We start from the raw sequence: 20,027 nt of genomic DNA on the forward strand, positions 1-20,027 counted from the left end.
CACCACTGAGCACCGCTCCCTTTCCTAGGGTCAGCAAAAGGAACCAGTCCGGTGCGACTGTGAGGCTACCCTCGAATAGTGGACACCCAAGTTAGCGGGATTCGCAGTCCTGCTGGAAGGATGTTCAATATGTCAGACCAGAAGCGACAGCGTCGCTCTTTCACCCCGGAATATCGGATCGAGGCGGCGAATCTCGTCATTGACACCGGCAGGTCTATCGCCGCGGTGGCAAAGGAAATCGGAGTCGGTGAACAGACCCTGGGCACCTGGGTCAAAGCCGAGAAAGACCGACGCCGCGCCGAGGGTGAACCCACGGGTGCGTTGAACGAGGACGAACGGGCTGAACTGGCACGGTTGAGGCGGGAGAACTTCGATCTGAAACAGGACAACGAGTTCCTGGGAAAAGCAGCCGCCTTCTTCGCGTCGAAGCCTCGAAACAAGAGAAATTCGAGCTGATGGACTCGGAGAAGGCCCACTATGCGATTCGCCGGATGGCCAGGCTCCTCGAGGTGACGAAATCTGGGTACTACGCATGGAAGAAACGTCGGCAGGCCGGGCCATCGAAACGCGCGAGAGCGCAACGGAATCTTGACGGGCAAGTCGCAGCGGTTCATGCGGAGTCTGATGGTGTCTATGGGGCACCACGGGTGGCAGCGCAACTGGCTCGACAAGGCGTGAGTGTGGACGAGAAGACGGTCGCGGCTTCGTTGCGCAGGCAGGGCCTTGAAGGCATCAGTCCACGTCGGTTTCGGCCGGTGACGACACTGCCGGGTGTGGCGACTCATCACATTCCGGACCTCGTGAAACGAGTCTGGGACCGAGGTGAGTTGGATGCTGTGTGGATCAGCGATATTACGTATCTGCGCACGTGGGAAGGGTTCGTGTATTTGTGCGTCATCCGCGATGGGTGCTCACGCCGAGTGCTCGGCTGGGCGATGGATGCCAGACAAGATTCTGACCTCGTGGAACGAGCGTTGAGGATGGCTCATACGCTACGAGAAATGGTTCCAGATGACGTCATTTTTCATGCCGACAAAGGAGCGCAGTACACGTCAGCGCAGTTGCATCAGGCCTCTGTGGAGCTGGGGCTCAAGCAGTCGGTAGGCCGGACTGGAGTGTGTTGGGATAATGCGATGTCGGAGTCGTTCTGGTCATCACTGAAGACTGAGTTCTTCGAACGCCGGGTCTGGCAGACTCGGGCTGAGGCGATGCGGGAAGTCGCTCGGTGGGTCGAGGTGGTATATAACCGGCGGCGGTTGCACTCGGCGTTGGGGATGGTCCCGCCGGTGGAGTTTGAGGAGAAGTTCCGGGCCGAGCACAGTGCCGGCCGGGTTCAGGAGGAAGTGTCTACGCAGGCTGCGTGACGTGGTTCACGTGTCCACGACTTGCGGGGAGCCCCAACTGGAGTCCCGTTCAGGGGGATGGTCCGTTCTCGATCAAGGAACTTTCGGGTTTTCGTTGCCATGGTGTTCTGCTCCTGGATTTGCCTGGTCAGTGTTGCTTGCGTCGATACCGCCGCGGGGGAGCGAATATCGCTTTCGAGAGTCTGGCGAACATCGCATTCACCGCCTTCTCAGCTGCCCCTGGACCGGGATGAGCGCTCATCCACCGATGGACGGCGTCTTCACACATCGTGCATAACCACACCCCGGTCTCAGGGTCGCTGGTAGTTCGACAGTGAGCACGGTCGACGATGTCAACCGAAGTCGCATGGAAAACCAACGGTTGAGAGCGTTGACAGATCCCACACGTCCCCAGCGGAGACTCAGGATCGGACCAATCCCCGTGAATGACTTCGTTCCAGTCCGCGTTCTCGTTCATGATTCGTTTTGTCCCCTCCGGATCACTGATTTCTGCGTAGATGTCGAATCATCCGAGCGATGATCACCACCGTTGCGCGGCGGCGGTCCCACCCGTAAAACTCTTTGCGTCCGTCCATGATCCGGTGAAGATCTCGGTGATGGTCTCTACACAGTGACACGAGATCCTCATCCGTTTCCTGTGCCCGCCACTTACCTGTGGATGAATCTCTCCCCACCCCCCGCATAGGAGACGTGGTGGAGGTCCAGCGTCCCCGCCTCTGCCAGTGTGATTCCGCAGACCTGGCACGCCGGCTCGAATCCTTCCTTGCGTTGATCACGAAACCACCGCACCCGTCGAAAACCCCATTGCGGGGAGCGCAGGTACTCGCGGTAACTGGAGGAACCGGTCCGGTGCAGCGACAGTCTCGACATGTTGTCATCACCGGACCGGCACCGGCAGGCGACCATCGAGGTCCGCGTTCACATCCACGTCCCTGGTCGACGGGCCCGAGGACAATACGTCAGCACCACCCAGCAACTCTGAGAGCAGCGCCTGATTGTACGCACCGGCCGCCGCCTTGATCTGCTTAGCGTCAGCGCGGTCTGGCCATTTCGTCATCTGCATCACGATCGGTCGACCGTTGCGATTGAAGAGAATGCCCCACCCGAACGGCAGCCGCCGCAAATCAGAGATATTCAACACCTGCAGCTCCGCGACCTGTTCAGAGGTGGAGACCGAATCTCTAGAACGGGACTTCGAGAACCGGGTGATCTCCCTGGATCCCGCCAGTTTCGAGAAGGTTTCCAAATCTGAGACGTTAGAGGCTCCACCGAGTTGGATCTTCACGGTTGCGGAATCGAATAGGGCGGTGGCTTGTTGTTCTCCCCATTCGTTGCGGGCCTGAGCCAGGGACTGAAAGACCGCGAACACGCTGATCCCGACACCACCACCATCGGCCATGAGTTGTGTGAGTCCCGGCCACGCACCAGAGATGTTCGCAATTTCATCCAGCACCAATGACAGGGGAGGGTCCAGTCGGTTTCCTGGTGACTTCGCAGCTAATTCACGGGCACGTTCGGTGATCGCGTCCATCATCGCAATCAGGAACGGTCCCGCCGAGGAACCACCGGTCTTGGTGCCCACAATGTAGAGGGTGCCGTTCTCGGTGAGGAAGCGGTCGATGTCGAAGGTTTCATCCACCCGGGCCGGGTTCAACACGGCTCGTACCTCCGGCACCGCGAGCCCTTTGACCGCGCCCTCAACGCCGAACCACTTATTCTGCAACAGCTTCGGATCGCCCTCGATGATGCCTTGCAACACCAGGTTCCAGTTCGACGCTGCACCTGGATGATCCGAGAGAATCCGGACGGCTTCTTTGGCTTCCATCGGGTTATTGCCCCACCGCATCAGATCATCCACCGTCCGGTGGCCCAATGCGGCAGCGTGCAGCAAACACTCCATGATCGTCGTGGCCGGTGCCCGCCACTCTTGATTTCCCGCGGACGCACCCAACCCGGATGCCCCGATCAGTGATGTGGCCCGCTGATTGGCGACCATCGGGCGTTCACACCCAGTGATAGGGGACCATTTCAACGTGGTAGCACGACCCGTTAGCCCCTGTGGGTCAAACAGGGCTACGGGTCCTTTCTCCTTGCGCAGATCCCACGTCATGGCCAGATTGTCGGCTCGTGACGAGGTGGTGATCACTGGGCCAGGAGCATCCAGAATCGCCCCTACCAGCAGGTGCAGGCCCTTACCCGACCGTGGTGGCCCAATCAGACACACCGATTCCTCCAGTGACGCCCACACCGGGGACCCCTCAGAGACCCCGAGTTTCAGCGCACCCTGTACGGGTTTCGGATTCTTCAACGACGGACGGACCTTGCCCACGCGCTTACCCACGGACCGTGTCCCCACGGTACGGCGCACCTCGGAAGATCGGGCGATTCCTTCACGACGGCGCAGATCCTTCAAAAACGCTCGGTCTGATTGCTTCCACTTGGCCCGCGCCCAGAACCCGACTCCTACCAGTAAGGCTACAACCACGATCGCCCCGACGAGGACGGTCACGACCGCAGCGGTGGGGGCACTACACCCGTCAACGGTTCCGAACACGGTGGTGTCCCCGCTGGTGAAGAAGCTCATCGGCCCAAACAGCGATTCTGGGAACCCGCCTGGTCCGCACACCGCCCGGGTGGCTCCCATCCCGGTGAGCACGAACAGCCCATACAGTGCTGCTATGCCCAGGCCAATGAGGATCAGTCGTTCCTGATTGCCAGTACTGTTCTCACTCATGGGTCCGTTTCCCTCTCAGCTCTGTCCCTGACCGGCCAAAACGGTTGCGTCTTCGTCGGTGATGTCGAGGGTGCGCATCCGCTCGTCGGTGTCGAACAGCGGTGTCTCAGCGCGCGACCGGTCGTTGGCGACCTCGAAACTCGACTCCCGCAGCCGCCACAGCCCCACCCCTTTATCCAGGGACTTAATGAGTGCGCGTTCCCGGTCGGAGAGATCGAGTTCGTCCATGGTGACCTTCAACGCGGAAGCGTCTTGGCGGTAGATGACCTTCACATCAGAATCTGCCAGCAGTGACCGGGCCATAGCAGCCATCCGAGATTTCTGATCTCCGGCCATATCCAGGTCACTGATCTTGTGCATCACCAAAATGTTGAACAACCCATAAGCCCGGGCCAGTTTCCAGGACTCCACCATCCGTTGCAGGTCAGCTTCCGAGGAGATGTTGTCCCAACCCTCTTCATAGATGACCAGCCGCTGACCGTAATCACTGTTAGTGATCATCGCCTCCGTCCATGCACCCGCACAGGCATTCACCACGCGCACCGCTTCCGGACTGGCCCCCGACAGCGCTGAAGAATCGATGGAGACCGCTGGGGCGTTCGGGTCGAAGGTCACCGTGGACTCCCCATCAAACATGCCCGCCAGGTCCCCGCTGGTGATCCTGTGTAGCGTCAGCTCAAGGTGGCCGGCGGCTTTTGTCAACGGCGGCTGAAAAGTGGACATTAATCGACGTCTGAAAACTGGACACTCTGACAGGTTCAGGTCGTGATGTTGGTGTTCTTCTCAAGGAGTTCCCGTCGGGTTCGTGTCCGATAAGACTCTCCATCGAGGGTGAGGACCTCTGAATGATGGATCAATCGGTCAATCATCGCTGCTGCAATCGTGTCATCAGCAAAGATCTCACCCCACCGGCTGAAGGGCAGGTTAGAAGTAATGAGCAACGAACCCTGCTCATACCTTGAGGCGACTAGCTGGAAAAACAGATTCGCAGAGTCAGCGTCTAAGGGCAGGTACCCGAGCTCATCAATAATGAGTAAGCGGTATCGTCGCAGGCGTTTGATTTCAGCTGCTAATCCTCCATGACGCTGATGAGCAACGCTAAGCCTGTTGATCCACCCAGCAGCGGTATCAAACAACACGGGATACCCAGACTGACAGGCCCGAATGCCGAGTCCGATCGCTAAGTGCGTCTTGCCTACTCCGGGCGGGCCAAGCAAAATCACGTTGTCAGCTTTCGGAATGAAACTCGTGGTCCCTAGATGCGCGATCAGATCACGGCGTAGGGTTGGCTGAAAATCAGGGTTGAAGTCCTCGAGAGTCTTCATCGCTGGAAACCGGGCGGTGGAAATCCTCAAGCTGGTGCCATTGGCTTCGCGATCAGCAACCTGACGTTCAAGCACGGCAGCTAAATACTCCTCGTGTGTCCATCCCTGCTCACGAGCGGTGTTGGCCAGTTGTTCCCAGACCTTCGCGATCGTGGGAGTCTTCATCGCTCGAGCTAGATGTGACAGCGTGGCCCCGATCTTCTCTGGATTGGTCCTCATACTGCCTCCTGTTCCGTCACCGGCGCCGGTGCAGCCGGTGCAGATCTCAATCCGAAGAGCTCGTCGTAGACGCTCAGAGGTCGATACGCGACCTCAGTATCGCGCCCGACAGGACGACGTCGGATCTGGTTGTAATGGGCTCGGAGCATCTTCGCGGTAGCAACATGACCGGGATCAGTGATCGTTTGCGCGGTGGCCCAACAACGGGGGTGATCAGCAACAGTCTCCCCATCACAGACCACGAGAATCCGTTCTAGGGTCGTGGTGACTTGTACCAGTCGCCCGATGTATCGGGGATCCACACTGTAGTCATTGGTATCGACACGAACGTAGTAGTCCCGGCCTAGTCTGATCTGGAAATTCAACCCGACAGCCGGTGGTGACGGAGGAAGCGCAGTCATAGCTGCTCGATCCTGATCAAGTACATTCACTGGACGATCTCCCAGGCTGCGCACGAGTCGTTGATTAGCGCGTGTCTCTAACCACGCTTCCATCTGGGCGTTGAAATCTTGGGGTGAGCCGAAGGTTCGCCCCGGCAGGAAACTCGTCTCGAAGAACTGGTTATTTCGTTCCGTCATGCCCTTAAACTCTGGGTCTCTGGCCGGAGCGATAATCATCTTGGCCGCGATCGTGCCGGCGAAGCCTTGGACTGCAGGCAGAGGCTTTCCCTTCGGTGCGATTGCTGCTTCACGGTCCCAGATCAATGACTTGCTCACAGCGCCAACGCCAGTGATCAGATGCCACATACCTGCCAGCAGATCCCCCGACTGTCTCGAGGGAATCATCCGAGCACGAAGGAATCTACTGAAAGTCAGAGTCATCACTAGCACCGGTAAGACGCGTACTTGGCTGAACCCCACCGGGATCTTCGGCTCGGGAAACCACAAATCGAACTGGGCAGCCTCACCAGGAGCATGCTCTAACCGGTCCGCTGGATCTACCCCGGTATACAAAGGACGGATCTGACGCACGCGATCTTTGAGGATCGTCATCGAATGCTGCCACTGCAAGCGTTCCGCGATAACGAACGGTCGCTGGCATCCTCGGAGCGTCTTTAAGAAGCTTATGGATCTCTGGGACCACCGCATCTACAATCGAGCCCTTCGACGCTCGTTGATACTTCGGTGGCTCTGTTGACTCAAGAGCTCGATACACCGTGGTCCGAGAGACTCCCAATCGCTCAGCGATCTGCTTCTTCGGCATCTTCTCCGCACGATGCAGCCGACGGATTTCAGCCCAATCTTCCATAGTGATCATGCCTCCTAGCATGGATGAAACTGTCCAGTTTTCATCCGTCGCTACGTGCCCACTATTCACCCGTCGTCGACAGCTTTGCGGACCTCGTCCTTCCGCTCAGTCTCGCTGGCCTCGGCAAGCTCATGGATCACGTCTGGGATCACGACCTCCCGGCCCCGCCGCGCAGCAGCATTCACCGCTCGGTCCAAGCCCAGGGAGAGTGCGTAGCGCTGCTCTGAGTCCATGTCGTGGTTGCCGATCAGGATCTTCACCAGCGTGCCCAGAATTGCCATGCGACGGGTGCGCACGATCATCGCCCACTCATCATCGCCCATCGGTTCCCCTTTCGGGTTCTGCACCGGACGGTGACCCTCATCCAGTGGGTTCAACCGGTTCCTCGCCCCGGGACCGACCTGGATCACGACCCCACCTAGGGCGTGGATGACTTTCGTCCACTCACCCTTTTTATCCGAGGGCACCGCCAGCTTCCGCCCGATCAGGACCTGCCGCACGGCCAAGGACTTCGCCAACGTGGACTTACCGGTGCCAATCTGGCCGAAGAGCATCATCGACATTCCCGAGATGACACCGCGCTTGTAGAGTTCCCAGGGGTCGAACGTGAACGCGCCACCGCCATTGAGATCCCGGCCGATGTACACCCCTTCGGGTCCCAACGAGGGCCCCGCCACATAGGGGTAAGCGGTCGCGGCTGTGTGTGCGGTCGTCGGGATGCCCTTGACCGTCAGCGGTCGTGTCCCGCGCAGTGACCTCGGACGATTCTGGCCTCCGGCTGACCACGCTTGTTTCGGCAGCCCATACTCATCGTCGTTGTTGTCTGCTTTTTTGGCTTCGGCTCGCTGTTTTAGCGCTGCGCGCGTCTGCTTCACCAGCTCACGTCGAGCTGCACGAGTGTTCTCCGTGAACCCGAAACTGGTCGTGGTTTGATGCTTCGTGCTTCCCATACGGACCCACACCTACTTTCTGATTCTTCTTCGTCCCGGGTTAGCGTTTGATCCACCCGAACGGCAGACCAGCGGCGAGCATGCCCGATCCTTGTTCGGCGTAGAGGACACGTAGCTCACAGTTGGCTTGGACCGCCCGGCCGAGAAGATCAGCACAGTTCGCTTCCAACTCGAGTTCGTCTTTGCCCGTCACCACCACAAACGCGGCAACATCCAAGGGCGCGTGCCCGTCGACCAGCTCTGCTTCTTCTGCCTCGATGTCGTCCCATTCCCGCTGGTGCTCCAACGAGGGAGGACGATCCAGTTTCGTGAGCATCCGGTCCGAGGTCGTCCAGGTCGCTTTACGCCCACCCACGCGGGCCTTGGCCTTCCTCAAATCACCGGGAAGGTAATACACAGTCACCGTGTGGCGGAACTCGCCGGAAAAGACGAAAGCATCGAGAAACCCCAACCGGGCCTGCCGCTGCGGGAACTCCGAGACCTTATACACCCGGTGCAGATACCCATCCGTGGCCAAATGACTCACGAACACGTCCAACGCCATCGGACCCGCCTGCGACGGGGAGGCACCAACCCAGGAAGCGGAACGCTCAGAAATCATCACAGATGAATCCGGGTCAAACGCCGACCTCGACAACCCCGCCAACGAACGCGGGGAATGCCAGGACACCACCTGGGTCCCAGACGGTGGCAGCACTCCTTCAATGGTGGACATTAGCTTCAGCGCGATCTCCATGAATCCAGAGAGCCCTCCACCCAGGACCTTGATACGTTTCCCAAGTTTCTCCTTCGACAACACCACGGTCAGCCACATCTCGTGGACTGGCATATCCTGGGCCTCTGTCATCAGATCCTCAAGCCCGGCGTGTAAGAACGGGTCCACCTCGGCACCGGCTTTACCTCCAGAGGCCACGGTGTCTTCAACACGGGACTCGTAGAATCTCTGGATCCTTGACCCCGAGATCAAGGTGGTCTGATCACTGCACTGAATCCTCAAAACTCCCGGGAGATTTGCGACGGCGGTCAGCCCGTCGCGCCAGTGCCCGGTTCGTTCTTCTTGTGAGTCGAAGGACTCCAACGCGAAACCCTTCGAAGTCATGATCTTTGCTGAGACCATGCCTTCACCGGTGCGCGGGTCATAGCAGAAACCAGCCCCGCCAGGCAGCTCATAAGCCAAGAGCTCTCCGGCTTCACCCGGCAGTTGGAACCGCCACCCCCGACCAGGAATAATCCGACCCTTCTTGTCACGACGCTGCGCATCTTCCACCTGATCCGAAGCGGAAAGCACACCAGCGGAGGGTTCACCCACCTCATCGTAGGAATCCGCCTGAACATACGACAGTTGCCCTCGGGACCCCTGGACACCATGACGAATCAGAGCCACGATCCAATCCGCGACCGGGACGCCCTGAACTTTCGGGATCGCAAGACCTGCGGCGAGCAAGACGACGATCACGGCCAGGATCAACCCCGTCGGTGCACCACCGGCGATGATGAACACCATTCCCAGACCAATACCGGTCCCGGCGATGATGACTTGTCGAAGGTTCAGTCCCAACACCACCCCGGAGGATTGCTCTTTAGCGAAGTGCGCTCCATCCCATTCGGAGGCCTCCGACGTCGGGGTCTGTGCGTGCTGTGCCATCGCTTAAGTCCTTCCAGTTTTCTTGAACTGATTCTGTTCTCAGCGTTTCGCTGTTCTGACGGCTGCTCGTGTCATGCTCGTCGCACGGCGAGCACTACCCGCCACCACGCGGTTTCCCTGCCGGGCGGCGGAGCGTCCCATCCCGGTCGCGGCGCGTTCCATTGAGTCCGACGCCCCACCGGTGGCGAAGGCTATGAAGGTGAGCATCACGACCGGCATCGCCGCCGCCATCAGTACAAGCACCATCCCCGCCACCAGCTGAATCCAGTTGTTGCTGATGGCCGAGGCGACCAGCCCGAACTTCACGATGACCGCCGCCACGGGTTTGGCGAGCAGTAACGCGACGATCACCGACACCCAACGGGTAGCCACGGCTTTAGCCGGCTCCAGAGCTAGTGAGTAAATTGCCACCGGGCCGAAGGTCAACAAGATAAGAATCGCCACGAGTCGGAAGATCATCATCATCTGCAAGATCAAACCCAACGCGAAAATGATGATCATCGCTCCCAAGGGGACAATTATTTGGCCGGGTTCGTTTCGATTCACGGCCATTTCCCAGAGCATGAAGTTCTCATCCATGATGATCTCGCCCGAAGATGGGTCGTAGTAGAGACCGAACAATGCCAGGATGCCGCCCGCTGCGGACGTTTCGTCATCGCCGCCGATTTCGAGGATCCATTGGGTTATCTGATCGGTGGCGATTAGTAGCATCCACCCGATTCCGGTGGTGATATAGACGCTAGGCACGGAAACAAGAGCCACGACGAAGGCTCGGACCACACCTTCAATGGAGGACCGGAAGAGTGACCAAATCACTTGAACTGCGACGAAGATAATCAGGAGCGGGATCATTGCCACGACCATCACGTTGAGCATGCCGGGATGGTCGATCACCGTCTGAGCGCCGTCGACGTCTACGATGATCGTGCCACCCACCAGCACGGCCCACCACTCGGCCGTGACGGCCCCGGCTTCAAAGGAATTCCGCAAGAACTCCCACGCAGCCAACGCCAGCCCGAGAATGCCGTCGTTCATGAACTGGTGCAGCCAATCCGACCCGAAATCCATCACATCACCTCCTTACCCTCGATCACCTCAAACCCTTAAATCAGTGGCAGCCCTGCCGCCCAGCCCACCAGGCCACCGATCGCGCCGACAATCCCGGCTGCGAGCAGTCCCCAGAGGATGATGCTGATTCCCGCGTCTTGGCCCCGCCCGGATGATCCGAGCTTGCTGGCGATCCACACCACGGCACCGACCACGAGAACGATCACGAGTACCACCAGGGCAGTACCACCAGCCCAACCGGCGATACTTCCCAGGAAGCCCATCCACGGTGCATTGAACGTAGGGGAGATGCTCTCTGGGGTTACTGACGCCACAACAGTTGTGAGTTGCATTGCCTTGTTCCTTTCGCTCTAACCGACAACCCGGTGTTACCGGTCCTTTACTGATCACCGGGAGTGATGACCAGGAAACATTTAGGAGTCTCCGCCGCGTCGGGGGACTTCCACTGTTTGGGAACCGCTGCCTTGAACCACGATTGAGACCTCGGTCCCTGCCGCAGCGCGCAGGTTGTTCTCGGAGCAATCGTTGCCTTGCGGATACCAACTGATGGACTGGATGAGACCGGATCCCCCTAGCGGGATTCCTGTCGCGCCGTCCCGGGATCCGAGATCGAACTCGTTGAACGCTGCATCGCCTGCAATCTGGTACAGAGCGTCTTCGCGGTCCTCGAAGGTGACACCTTCGGTGACTCCCCAAGTCTTGGTGACCCGGTCGGTACAACTCGTCAGAGCGGCTTCACGCTCGATGACGATCTCGCGGGGCTGTGCAGCTTCCGGCATCAGCTCCGAGGTGCCCAGGGTGGTGCTGAACTGGATCACCCCACCCACGCTGCCCAACAGAACAGCACCAGCTAACGACGCACCCAGGGTCTTCAGGCCTCGGGCAGCCGCTGCTTGTGAATGCTTCACCTTCCCACCGATCCACATCACGACACCGATCGAACCACCAGCCACCATGATCAGCAGTGCAGATCCGAGGAACCATCGTGCGACGAGATTGATCTGTGACAGGCCACCGAGATCCAAGAGTCCATCCAACATCGCAAAAGTCCTTACTGCACCCCGGTCCCGGGCGCTTTGTTCGATTCGTGAACAGTTCGCGGCCAGCGGTCGTTGTGGTGTGTCAGCTGATCACGGCGACCGCCACCACGCCCCACCCGAGGATCAGGGCCACCGCAGTGACTCCGAGCAATACCCGGCCTTTCACCGTGCACGCCCAGCCGGGTAGCCGGTGTCCGATCCGATCCGGCAGGGGCGCTTCAATCGTGTGAGTGACCCAAGCGTGTTTTTTCTCATCGAACCAATCCCTTCGGGCCTGTCTCCGAGCATGCCGTCGCTGTCGCCAAGTCGGGCGGGGCACCATCAGGTACTCGACGAAGACGTCTTCCTCGAGGCCGCGGCCATCTGTGACTGGTACTGGGTGAACGTTTCTGGCCTGGTGTTCGTTGTTCATCGCTTCATCTCTTCACTGCTTTGGTGAGTGGTCGTTTTGTGGTGGTTGAACACGGTGGCCGCGACACGAAGCAGATGTTGCGTCTGGGCCAGGTACTGGCGTGCCGTGTTGAAGCTGAACCCGGTCACCGCCATCACATCCCCAGCAGTCACGTTGCCCAGCTGTCCACCGGCCCGGGCCACCAGTAGGCCCATCTGTCCGGCCCAGTTCCCGGACTCGTCACCCTGCGGCAGGCACTCGATCAAGTGCCGCATCGTGGCCGGTCGTCCCTGCCGCACGGCCTCCTGCGCTTTCACCACAACCTGGCAACACCGCACCAGCTCACGACGAGCTTGCCGCAGCCGGTCCATCGACACCCCTAAAGCCCGGGACGCCAGCTCCACATCGTCACCGAAGACCATCAGCAGCGATAGTCCCCGGGCGGTGGATTCGCGATTGACGATGACCTGATTCACCACGGAGAGAATCTCAATAAGGGTTTGCCTGGTTTCCAGGCTCATCATCGTCTCGTCGGCGTGATCGTTTTCGGTGATCGAGAGCATCGAGGCTACCCGGGAGGTGGATTCCCGCTCCGCCCGATGCTGGACATCCAGGTCACGGGAGCGGGAACGCAGCACATCAATAGCGCGTCGTTTCGCGATCACCACCACCCAGGCGTGCAAGCTTGATCCCTTCGCCGGGTCGAACGATGCTCGTGCCCGCCACGCCGATTTGAGGCTACCCTCGAATAGTGGACACCCAAGTTAGCGGGATTCGCAGTCCTGCTGGAAGGATGTTCAATATGTCAGACCAGAAGCGACAGCGTCGCTCTTTCACCCCGGAATATCGGATCGAGGCGGCGAATCTCGTCATTGACACCGGCAGGTCTATCGCCGCGGTGGCAAAGGAAATCGGAGTCGGTGAACAGACCCTGGGCACCTGGGTCAAAGCCGAGAAAGACCGACGCCGCGCCGAGGGTGAACCCACGGGTGCGTTGAACGAGGACGAACGGGCTGAACTGGCACGGTTGAGGCGGGAGAACTTCGATCTGAAACAGGACAACGAGTTCCTGGGAAAAGCAGCCGCCTTCTTCGCGTCGAAGCCTCGAAACAAGAGAAATTCGAGCTGATGGACTCGGAGAAGGCCCACTATGCGATTCGCCGGATGGCCAGGCTCCTCGAGGTGACGAAATCTGGGTACTACGCATGGAAGAAACGTCGGCAGGCCGGGCCATCGAAACGCGCGAGAGCGCAACGGAATCTTGACGGGCAAGTCGCAGCGGTTCATGCGGAGTCTGATGGTGTCTATGGGGCACCACGGGTGGCAGCGCAACTGGCTCGACAAGGCGTGAGTGTGGACGAGAAGACGGTCGCGGCTTCGTTGCGCAGGCAGGGCCTTGAAGGCATCAGTCCACGTCGGTTTCGGCCGGTGACGACACTGCCGGGTGTGGCGACTCATCACATTCCGGACCTCGTGAAACGAGTCTGGGACCGAGGTGAGTTGGATGCTGTGTGGATCAGCGATATTACGTATCTGCGCACGTGGGAAGGGTTCGTGTATTTGTGCGTCATCCGCGATGGGTGCTCACGCCGAGTGCTCGGCTGGGCGATGGATGCCAGACAAGATTCTGACCTCGTGGAACGAGCGTTGAGGATGGCTCATACGCTACGAGAAATGGTTCCAGATGACGTCATTTTTCATGCCGACAAAGGAGCGCAGTACACGTCAGCGCAGTTGCATCAGGCCTCTGTGGAGCTGGGGCTCAAGCAGTCGGTAGGCCGGACTGGAGTGTGTTGGGATAATGCGATGTCGGAGTCGTTCTGGTCATCACTGAAGACTGAGTTCTTCGAACGCCGGGTCTGGCAGACTCGGGCTGAGGCGATGCGGGAAGTCGCTCGGTGGGTCGAGGTGGTATATAACCGGCGGCGGTTGCACTCGGCGTTGGGGATGGTCCCGCCGGTGGAGTTTGAGGAGAAGTTCCGGGCCGAGCACAGTGCCGGCCGGGTTCAGGAGGAAGTGTCTACGCAGGCTGCGTGACGTGGTTCACGTGTCCACGACTTGCGGGGAGCCCCAGATTCCCAGGCGGCCTGCAACACGTCCTCCACATCACCTTCCCGACGCTGATCACCCAGAGCATTCACCACGGCTGGGCGGGTCCGTTGAACCGCTTCAGCCAGTACCTGACCATCCAATTCATGAGCCCGTGTCACTGCGTCCTGATCCGGTGTTGAAACCTGTTGGACCGTCTCTTGGTTATTCATCCCCGCATCCTTTCCGCGACCCTCGGTTCAGGCGTTGACGCCTCGAACCGATAACGCCCACGCCCGGTGTCGTTCGGGAAGACGGTCGATTTGGTCCTCAGTGAGGTCATCCACGTGAGGAAATGCCTGCCCCGTTTTCGCCTCACCCCGGCAAGCCCCGCAATTGGTCAGGTCGTATCCGGAACCCCAATGGTCTGGGTTCGTGCACGGCACCGCGTCGGTGTGCACCACCGGTTGCGTGCCCGGCACGCCGTCAGCTGGTCGCTCATCCGTTGTGGTCTGGGCCGGAGACAGGCTGGCGCGCGCCTCAGCCAGCAGACCAGCCCGGTCGGCCATAACCGCTCGAGCCACATAACGGGCTGGTGCTTTGACGTGGGTAATTGCTCGATCCAGGACCACGTTGACGACCCGGGCAGCTAAGTCGTAATCGTCTGCCTCGAGTCCGAGCTGGTCGGTGAGCACATCGAGATCCACTCCTCGATGAAAGATCCGATCATCATCGTCATCATCGATCCGATCAGTTTCGCCCAGGTCCTGGTGAGCACGTTGGTCAACCGAGGATGATGATGATTCTTGAGGGTTAATCCGCGCGCGTTCCTTATAGTGCCCAAAACGCGAATTTGCGTTTGGGTCATACGCCAATTTGCGTTTGGGTCCCTCAAACGCAATATTTGCGTGTCGCTCATTCTCGCGGGACGCAACTTCTGCGTCTCGCAAGGGTTCAGGAGACGCAGATTCTGCGTGTCGCTTATCCTCGCGATACGCAACTTTTGCGTGTGGCTTGTTTACACGGCCCGCAAGTTTTGCGTGTCGCTCATTCTCGCGGACTGGAGCCTCCTTGCTCGCTGCTCTTTCAGCGGTTTCGGACAGGGTGAATAGGGCTTCTTCTTGCAGGTAGTAGCGCATCCCGATCCGACCACCACCTGGCCCATGACGGTCCTCCACCCGGACCAGTCCCAATTTCTTCAACCGACCGATCTGGGTGCTGATCGTGCGCAGCGACTGATTCGTCTCACGCGCGATGGTGTCCTGCGAGGGCCAGCACGACCACGCCTCATCAGCCATGTCAGCCAGTTGCCATAACACCAGAATCTCTGGAGCCCTGAGAACACCGGTGGCCCCAACCTGACGAGCCCAATTGATGGCCTGAATACTCATTGGTCCTCACCTTCTAGCGCGATCACGTATCCGGCCCCAGCAAGCACCGTGGCGTGGTCGAGCGCGTTCATCCTGGAACCGGGAAGCTGCATGAAATCTGTGACCCGGTGTTGATTCGCGGGAAAGATTAAGGTCTCGCACCCACCATCGGCTCGTTCCACGGCCGAGACCATCACGTGCTCGTTCCCGTTCATTGGTGGATTCAGCCGGTAAATCACCGCCCGTCCCACCCCAGGACGAGGAACCTCTCGGACCGGGGCAGCCATCCCATCCGGAACCTGTCCCCGGGTTACGGGATCATTGATTGCTGGCTTGCGCATCCTGGATCACTCCGTCGATGTCGTCATGGTCTTCACTTGGTGTTTCGAACACGTCTGGCCGGTCGGTGCGTAGCTTCTGCAACCAACGCCGCCCCGTCCGGTCGGAGACCTCGAACTGTTCCGCGATCATCTCCGCAGTGACTTCCACGCCGTGCTCGGTGTGCTCACGGATGAACTCAGCGGCCGCATCCGGTCCTGTCGCCCGCCCGGGCCCAGTGACCGGCTTGTGTTTACGATCGGGACGATCATCGAGGTCATCGACCAAGTGGAGCCCCTGTCCGGTCTGTCTAGAGGCTGGACTCTCATCCGGTTCTGTAGCGGCCTTCACCTCCAACGCTCGTCGTGCCCGGACCTTCTCCAGCTCGGTCGCGTGACGCTCCCGCTCAAGTTCCCGCGCCCGGTCTTCTTCCTCGCGCTCCCACTGCATCCGGCGGGCCAGTTGAGCCTGTTCAAATTCCAGGCGTTGCCGCATCTGAGCGTGTTCAACCTGGGCCTGATCCATCAGCGATTGCTGATGCATCTCCGCCCGACGCGAAGCCGGATCTTCTACCGCGACCCGTGAGAGTTGTTCTGTGGCCACGAAGATCGCCACCGGAACCATGCCCGCGATGATCGCCCCGACGAGGCCCTGCCAGGACTGTTCATGGGTATGACTCAAAGCGTGCGCGGCGTTCGCAAACACGCTGAGTGTGGTGAAGATCCCCAACGCGGCCCAGGAGGGCCACGTTCGTTCACCGCGTGCTTTATGCACGAGAACGGAGGCCGCGTACACCAGAATCGCCAGATCAATGAACACCGGCACCGCCCACCACATAAACTGTGGCAGTCCCAGCCATTCGGCAACTTCGTAGAGAGCGGCGAAACTAATTGCGAATGCCACCACCCCAGCGATAACGACGCCGGCCACGACGAGGCGGATAAAGCGCCCATCATCAGGGTTGATCCTCTTCGCAGTGCGTGCAGCCCGGTGCGGGTGCGTGGTAGTGTCTGAGCCGGAAACAGAGATCCCCGCAAAGATTCCTGTCTTTCCATTGGTGTCCCACGATTCGTCACTGCTTCGTGGGGCACCGTCTTGTTCCAGGCCTTCTGCCTCTTCGATCAGGCCGTCGTCTGCCAGGGCGTCGTGGTGGCGCGTCATCAGTTCAGTCCTTCCAGAGCGTTGAGAATCCGCTCGAGGTCATCAATCGCGTCCTGCAAGTTCGTGGTCATCTCGGTCATCGAATGCCCTGCGGTCTTCTGCTCCGTCAGGGGCGTTTCCATGGACCGAACAACGTAGGAGAGGGTGCGGACCCCGCGGGAGACATCGAATGCCAGCGCCTCGATCCGCTCGCCACTGACCACAGCTTGTCCAGTAACGGGGGAGACCAGCCCGGACATCTTCGAAGCAAGTTTGATCGTCATCGGAAGTGCTGCCGACCCCGTGCCGTGGAACTCACGGATTGCCCGCTCGACCTGCTTCCGATCCTGATCAGCGAGTTGGTCGACATCCAAGGGCTCAATGCCTAGATCTGTGGCCGGCATGTCCAAAACATCCTCGACGGATACTTCCTCGGACGCTGGCGCAACCCGGTCGCCCTCACCCGGGACAACGCGATCCTGCTTGCCAGTTTGCGCAGGTTTGGGCTTCGTAGTTGGCCGGTGTTTGCCATCCAACCCGAGCACTGTCTCCATACCTGGCGTTTCAGAGGTGCCAACTGTCCCATTTGGGACAGTAGAACTTTGTATCTCGCGGTGCACGGTGTTCTTGCTCAGCTGCGTGGCTGTCGCGATTGCGCGGACACTCATCCCGGCCTCACGCATTGACTTGATGACTGCAGATCTCTCCTCGAGCGGCGGACGCAGGTAGAGGTTCCCGAACTCGCGAAGCACATAGTCATCCCACGAGGCGAAGCCGAGAACCGACCACGCCCGACCTCGGTAGGCAGCCTTAATCAGGTGGAAAACTCCCTCAAGGCCAGTGCGAATCTGATCCGTAAGCTCCCTTGCGGCTTCCGACGAAAGTTGGTCAACGGACACTGATGTCTGCGGCGAATGAACGATAGTTTCCATGATCAGCTCACCACCAAGTTCCCTGCCGCCTCAGCGGAGAACTCCTGTTGGACATTGGCGAGGATTGTGCCGAGATCGATTCCAAGCAGTTCGCAGATGGTCAGAAGTTCGGATAGGCGAAACTCGACACGCCCGTGAAGCCTTGCTGAAAGTGCGTTCTGCGGTAACCCGATTGCGCGTGCTGCTTGCGTTTGTGTGACGTCGTTTCTGCTGAGCTCAGCCATGAGATTGGCTCTCAGCTGTCGTTGATACCTCATAGGTCTAGCGTAAACGCTCAGCCTATAAATGCAAGAGCATTTATCTGCTGAGCCTCGATTCGTGTCGCCCACCGTATCTTTCAGAGGCTAGACGAGGTATGGTGGTCGCATGACAGTCGTAGATGGAGATCGCAGCACTCTAACCACTGGGCAACGGGTAGGCGCCGAAGTTCGAGCATGGATGGCTCGCTTAGGCGTCCGGCAGAAGGCTGTCGCCGAATTGCTCCAAATTGCTCAGCCGGGAGTCTCTGCACGACTTCGTGGTCAAGTTGCCTTTGATGTGGAGGAGCTCGCGCTAATTGCGCAGGCGTTTAATATTTCGCTAGGTGAGTTGCTGGGCAATTCCCTGGTTAACGAGAAAAGCCCCCGCCCCGCGATGCGGGACGAGGGCTTTGACGAGCTCCCCCGGCTGGACTCGAACCAGCAACCCTTCGATTAACAGTCGAATGCTCTGCCAATTGAGCTACGGGGGAAAGCAACGGATAAGACTCTACCACCGGTTCTCCGGATATGTGAAATCGGCGTGACTGCTTTCGCTACGCGTCAGATTTGGTCCGTGAAGCGTCGACTCGCCTGCATGAGAATCGTCTGGTGATTGCTGATGGCGGCGGCGTCAATCGTGCCATCATGGGCAACGAGATTGATGGAGGCAATGACGTCTCCCTCCACCGATCGGACCGGTGCGGTAATCCTCACGGTGCCACGGTGGCGCTCTGACTGGCTCACGAAGTATCCGGTGTCCCGCGCGGACTGTAGATCCGCGCGCAGTGTGTCGGCCGTCTGGACGCGTCCGTCCGCAAGACCGAAGGGTTCGTATGAGCCCAGGAGACACTCCTGGTCCTCTTCGGGAGCATGCGCAAGGAGCACTTTTCCGCCGCCGAGGAACAGGCTCAGCAATTGACCTACGGGGAACTGGTAGCTCAGGGGGCTGGGTGACTCGCAACGGGCGATCAAAACGCGTTCATCGCCGGTGCGGACAAACACCGACGACGTCAGTCCGGTGTGGTGGGTGATGTCGCTCAAAATGCTGGGTGCAATCAGGGCGAGCCGATCCTGAACCACGAAGGTGTGTGACAGGGGAAGTACTCGTGGGCCTAGCGTGTATCCCCGTGGAATGGACGCTAGGTAGTCTCTCGCGACGAAGCCACGCACTCGAGCAGGTCTAGTGCTCGATCAAGCGTGCGACCTTGATTGCCAGCGGCTTCGGCCATGGGTGCCTTTCGGTGTGTGGACGCGTGAAATCACTGGGCGTTTGAGTGTGTTCCCGTTCGTTTTCTCAGAGTCCTCGACGAGGCAAGGACGCGCCCAAGAACTGCTGAATCGTGCTTGACAGCTGGTGTGAGCATCCACGCAATGATCCGAGTCACTCTATTGAGTGATAGAAAACTTCATACCGCCACGCTCAGCGCTGTGGGGCAAGTGTCTCTCTTCACCCTCGTCGGCGCCGGAGTTGATCCACTGCTCGCCGTGATCGCAATTCTGGTCTTCGCCTCGGCCGAAGGTGCCTCTCCTCCGGCCTCGGGGTCGATCTTAGTTGCCTGCGGTATTACCGAGGCGCGACCTGAAAATACATTCATACCACTCGTGGTCTACTACGTGCTTCCGTTCTTTGTGCTCGGCGTGCTCATTGCGCTGGGAATCGCACCGTACCGATGGGATGACTGAGATGAAAACCGCCTTGAAAAAAGTACTTCTGCCCCTGTGCACTGTCGCTATCGTGGCGTTCCTACTCATGGCTTTTGCCATCGTGCTGACGCAGCTCGCCGGACTATTGCTGGGACAGGGTGTCTGGATCGACCGCGCTTATGAGGTGCTCGCGCAACCGAGCATTATCTCGGCCATTTCGGTCGGGCTACTGGGGTATGCCTACTACTACACGATGGAGAGGGAGTCGACCGTGGAGGGCAAGACTGAATCACTGACCACCTTGCGGAGCCTCAGCTGTATCCCGGACCGAGCGGGGCGGGTAGTCTAATCGGAGTGACATTCTGACACTCA

The 20,027-nt window shown here is 59.3% G+C and carries 18 protein-coding genes, 1 tRNA gene and 2 pseudogenes; 5 read left to right on the plus strand and 16 right to left on the minus strand.

The genetic code is table 11. The features are described from left to right. The first annotated feature begins 129 nt into the window (after positions 1-129). Positions 130-1,364 (plus strand): IS3 family transposase gene (locus P8192_RS05430; protein ID WP_431521094.1). Its coding sequence is split into 2 segments (ribosomal slippage): positions 130-412 and positions 412-1,364, totalling 1,236 coding nucleotides; the frame shifts between segments, so codons are not numbered across the junction. A gap of 877 nt (positions 1,365-2,241) precedes the next feature. Here the strand turns inward: P8192_RS05430 and P8192_RS05435 are convergent. The 10 genes and pseudogenes from P8192_RS05435 to P8192_RS05480 all read right to left on the minus strand — a co-directional run. Further along, the gene (locus P8192_RS05435) at positions 2,242-4,098 is read right to left on the minus strand and encodes a type IV secretory system conjugative DNA transfer family protein (RefSeq protein WP_278159142.1); all 1,857 of its coding nucleotides are present in this window, start codon (positions 4,096-4,098) and stop codon (positions 2,242-2,244) included. Between the two features lie 15 nt (positions 4,099-4,113). Then, on the minus strand, positions 4,114-4,821 hold the full coding sequence (locus P8192_RS05440) for a hypothetical protein (RefSeq protein WP_278159144.1): 708 nt from the start codon (positions 4,819-4,821) through the stop codon (positions 4,114-4,116). Between the two features lie 35 nt (positions 4,822-4,856). Further along, positions 4,857-5,642: an IS21-like element helper ATPase IstB gene (istB, locus tag P8192_RS05445; RefSeq protein WP_278157723.1), complete on the minus strand. Its 786-nt coding sequence runs from the start codon at positions 5,640-5,642 to the stop codon at positions 4,857-4,859. Further along, positions 5,639-6,899, minus strand: a pseudogene (gene istA / locus P8192_RS05450) (IS21 family transposase). Before istA ends, istB begins: the two are co-directional and overlap by 4 nt. A gap of 56 nt (positions 6,900-6,955) precedes the next feature. Next, positions 6,956-7,840 carry a hypothetical protein gene (locus P8192_RS05455; RefSeq protein WP_278159146.1) on the minus strand — a complete coding sequence of 295 codons (885 nt, stop codon included), beginning with the start codon at positions 7,838-7,840 and terminating at the stop codon, positions 6,956-6,958. A 40-nt stretch (positions 7,841-7,880) separates the two neighbouring features. Beyond that, positions 7,881-9,485, minus strand: a complete 1,605-nt coding sequence (locus tag P8192_RS05460; RefSeq protein ID WP_278159148.1) for a PrgI family protein — start codon at positions 9,483-9,485, stop codon at positions 7,881-7,883. Positions 9,486-9,524: 39 nt separating this feature from the next. Further along, entirely contained in the window at positions 9,525-10,553 is a 1,029-nt protein-coding gene (locus tag P8192_RS05465) for a hypothetical protein (RefSeq protein WP_278159149.1), read from the minus strand. 35 nt (positions 10,554-10,588) lie between these two features. Next, positions 10,589-10,885 (minus strand): hypothetical protein, encoded by a 297-nt coding sequence (locus P8192_RS05470; protein WP_278159151.1) that lies wholly within the window; start codon positions 10,883-10,885, stop codon positions 10,589-10,591. Between the two features lie 81 nt (positions 10,886-10,966). Continuing rightward, positions 10,967-11,593, minus strand: a complete 627-nt coding sequence (locus tag P8192_RS05475) for a hypothetical protein (protein WP_278159153.1) — start codon at positions 11,591-11,593, stop codon at positions 10,967-10,969. A gap of 408 nt (positions 11,594-12,001) precedes the next feature. Next, positions 12,002-12,703, minus strand: a pseudogene (locus P8192_RS05480) (sigma factor); the annotation flags it as partial. 83 nt (positions 12,704-12,786) lie between these two features. Here P8192_RS05480 and P8192_RS05485 point away from each other — a divergent pair. Then, positions 12,787-14,021, plus strand: a protein-coding gene (locus P8192_RS05485) for an IS3 family transposase (RefSeq protein WP_431521094.1) whose coding sequence is annotated in 2 segments (ribosomal slippage) — positions 12,787-13,069 and positions 13,069-14,021 — 1,236 coding nt in all. Because the reading frame shifts where the segments join, the coding sequence is not laid out codon by codon here. Positions 14,022-14,272: 251 nt separating this feature from the next. Here P8192_RS05485 and P8192_RS05490 read toward each other — a convergent pair. The 4 genes from P8192_RS05490 to P8192_RS05505 form a co-directional block, all read right to left on the minus strand. Further along, positions 14,273-15,403, minus strand: coding sequence for a helix-turn-helix domain-containing protein (locus tag P8192_RS05490; protein WP_278159155.1), 1,131 nt, complete (start codon positions 15,401-15,403; stop codon positions 14,273-14,275). A 297-nt stretch (positions 15,404-15,700) separates the two neighbouring features. Then, positions 15,701-16,861, minus strand: a complete 1,161-nt coding sequence (locus P8192_RS05495) for a DUF2637 domain-containing protein (protein ID WP_278159157.1) — start codon at positions 16,859-16,861, stop codon at positions 15,701-15,703. Next, positions 16,861-17,772, minus strand: a complete 912-nt coding sequence (locus P8192_RS05500; protein WP_278159159.1) for a helix-turn-helix domain-containing protein — start codon at positions 17,770-17,772, stop codon at positions 16,861-16,863. The genes P8192_RS05495 and P8192_RS05500 overlap by 1 nt, the downstream gene beginning before the upstream one ends. A gap of 2 nt (positions 17,773-17,774) precedes the next feature. After that, positions 17,775-17,996: a helix-turn-helix domain-containing protein gene (locus P8192_RS05505; protein ID WP_278159161.1), complete on the minus strand. Its 222-nt coding sequence runs from the start codon at positions 17,994-17,996 to the stop codon at positions 17,775-17,777. A 214-nt stretch (positions 17,997-18,210) separates the two neighbouring features. Here P8192_RS05505 and P8192_RS14505 point away from each other — a divergent pair, with 214 nt between their 5' ends. Further along, positions 18,211-18,468: a helix-turn-helix domain-containing protein gene (locus P8192_RS14505; protein ID WP_431521162.1), complete on the plus strand. Its 258-nt coding sequence runs from the start codon at positions 18,211-18,213 to the stop codon at positions 18,466-18,468. Here the strand turns inward: P8192_RS14505 and P8192_RS05510 are convergent. Together P8192_RS05510 and P8192_RS05515 are read right to left on the minus strand one after the other, a co-directional pair. Further along, a tRNA-Asn gene (locus P8192_RS05510) sits at positions 18,430-18,502 on the minus strand. The two genes, P8192_RS14505 and P8192_RS05510, sit on opposite strands and share 39 nt — an antisense overlap. A gap of 70 nt (positions 18,503-18,572) precedes the next feature. After that, positions 18,573-19,091 (minus strand): IclR family transcriptional regulator, encoded by a 519-nt coding sequence (locus P8192_RS05515; protein ID WP_278159163.1) that lies wholly within the window; start codon positions 19,089-19,091, stop codon positions 18,573-18,575. A gap of 276 nt (positions 19,092-19,367) precedes the next feature. Between P8192_RS05515 and P8192_RS05520 the strand changes: the two genes are divergently transcribed. Then, positions 19,368-19,694 carry a hypothetical protein gene (locus tag P8192_RS05520; RefSeq protein ID WP_278159165.1) on the plus strand — a complete coding sequence of 109 codons (327 nt, stop codon included), beginning with the start codon at positions 19,368-19,370 and terminating at the stop codon, positions 19,692-19,694. Continuing rightward, positions 19,687-20,004 carry a hypothetical protein gene (locus P8192_RS05525; RefSeq protein ID WP_278159167.1) on the plus strand — a complete coding sequence of 106 codons (318 nt, stop codon included), beginning with the start codon at positions 19,687-19,689 and terminating at the stop codon, positions 20,002-20,004. The genes P8192_RS05520 and P8192_RS05525 overlap by 8 nt, the downstream gene beginning before the upstream one ends. Positions 20,005-20,027 lie beyond the last annotated feature (23 nt).

Source organism: Citricoccus muralis, from assembly GCF_029637705.1.
GTDB lineage: Bacteria > Actinomycetota > Actinomycetes > Actinomycetales > Micrococcaceae > CmP2.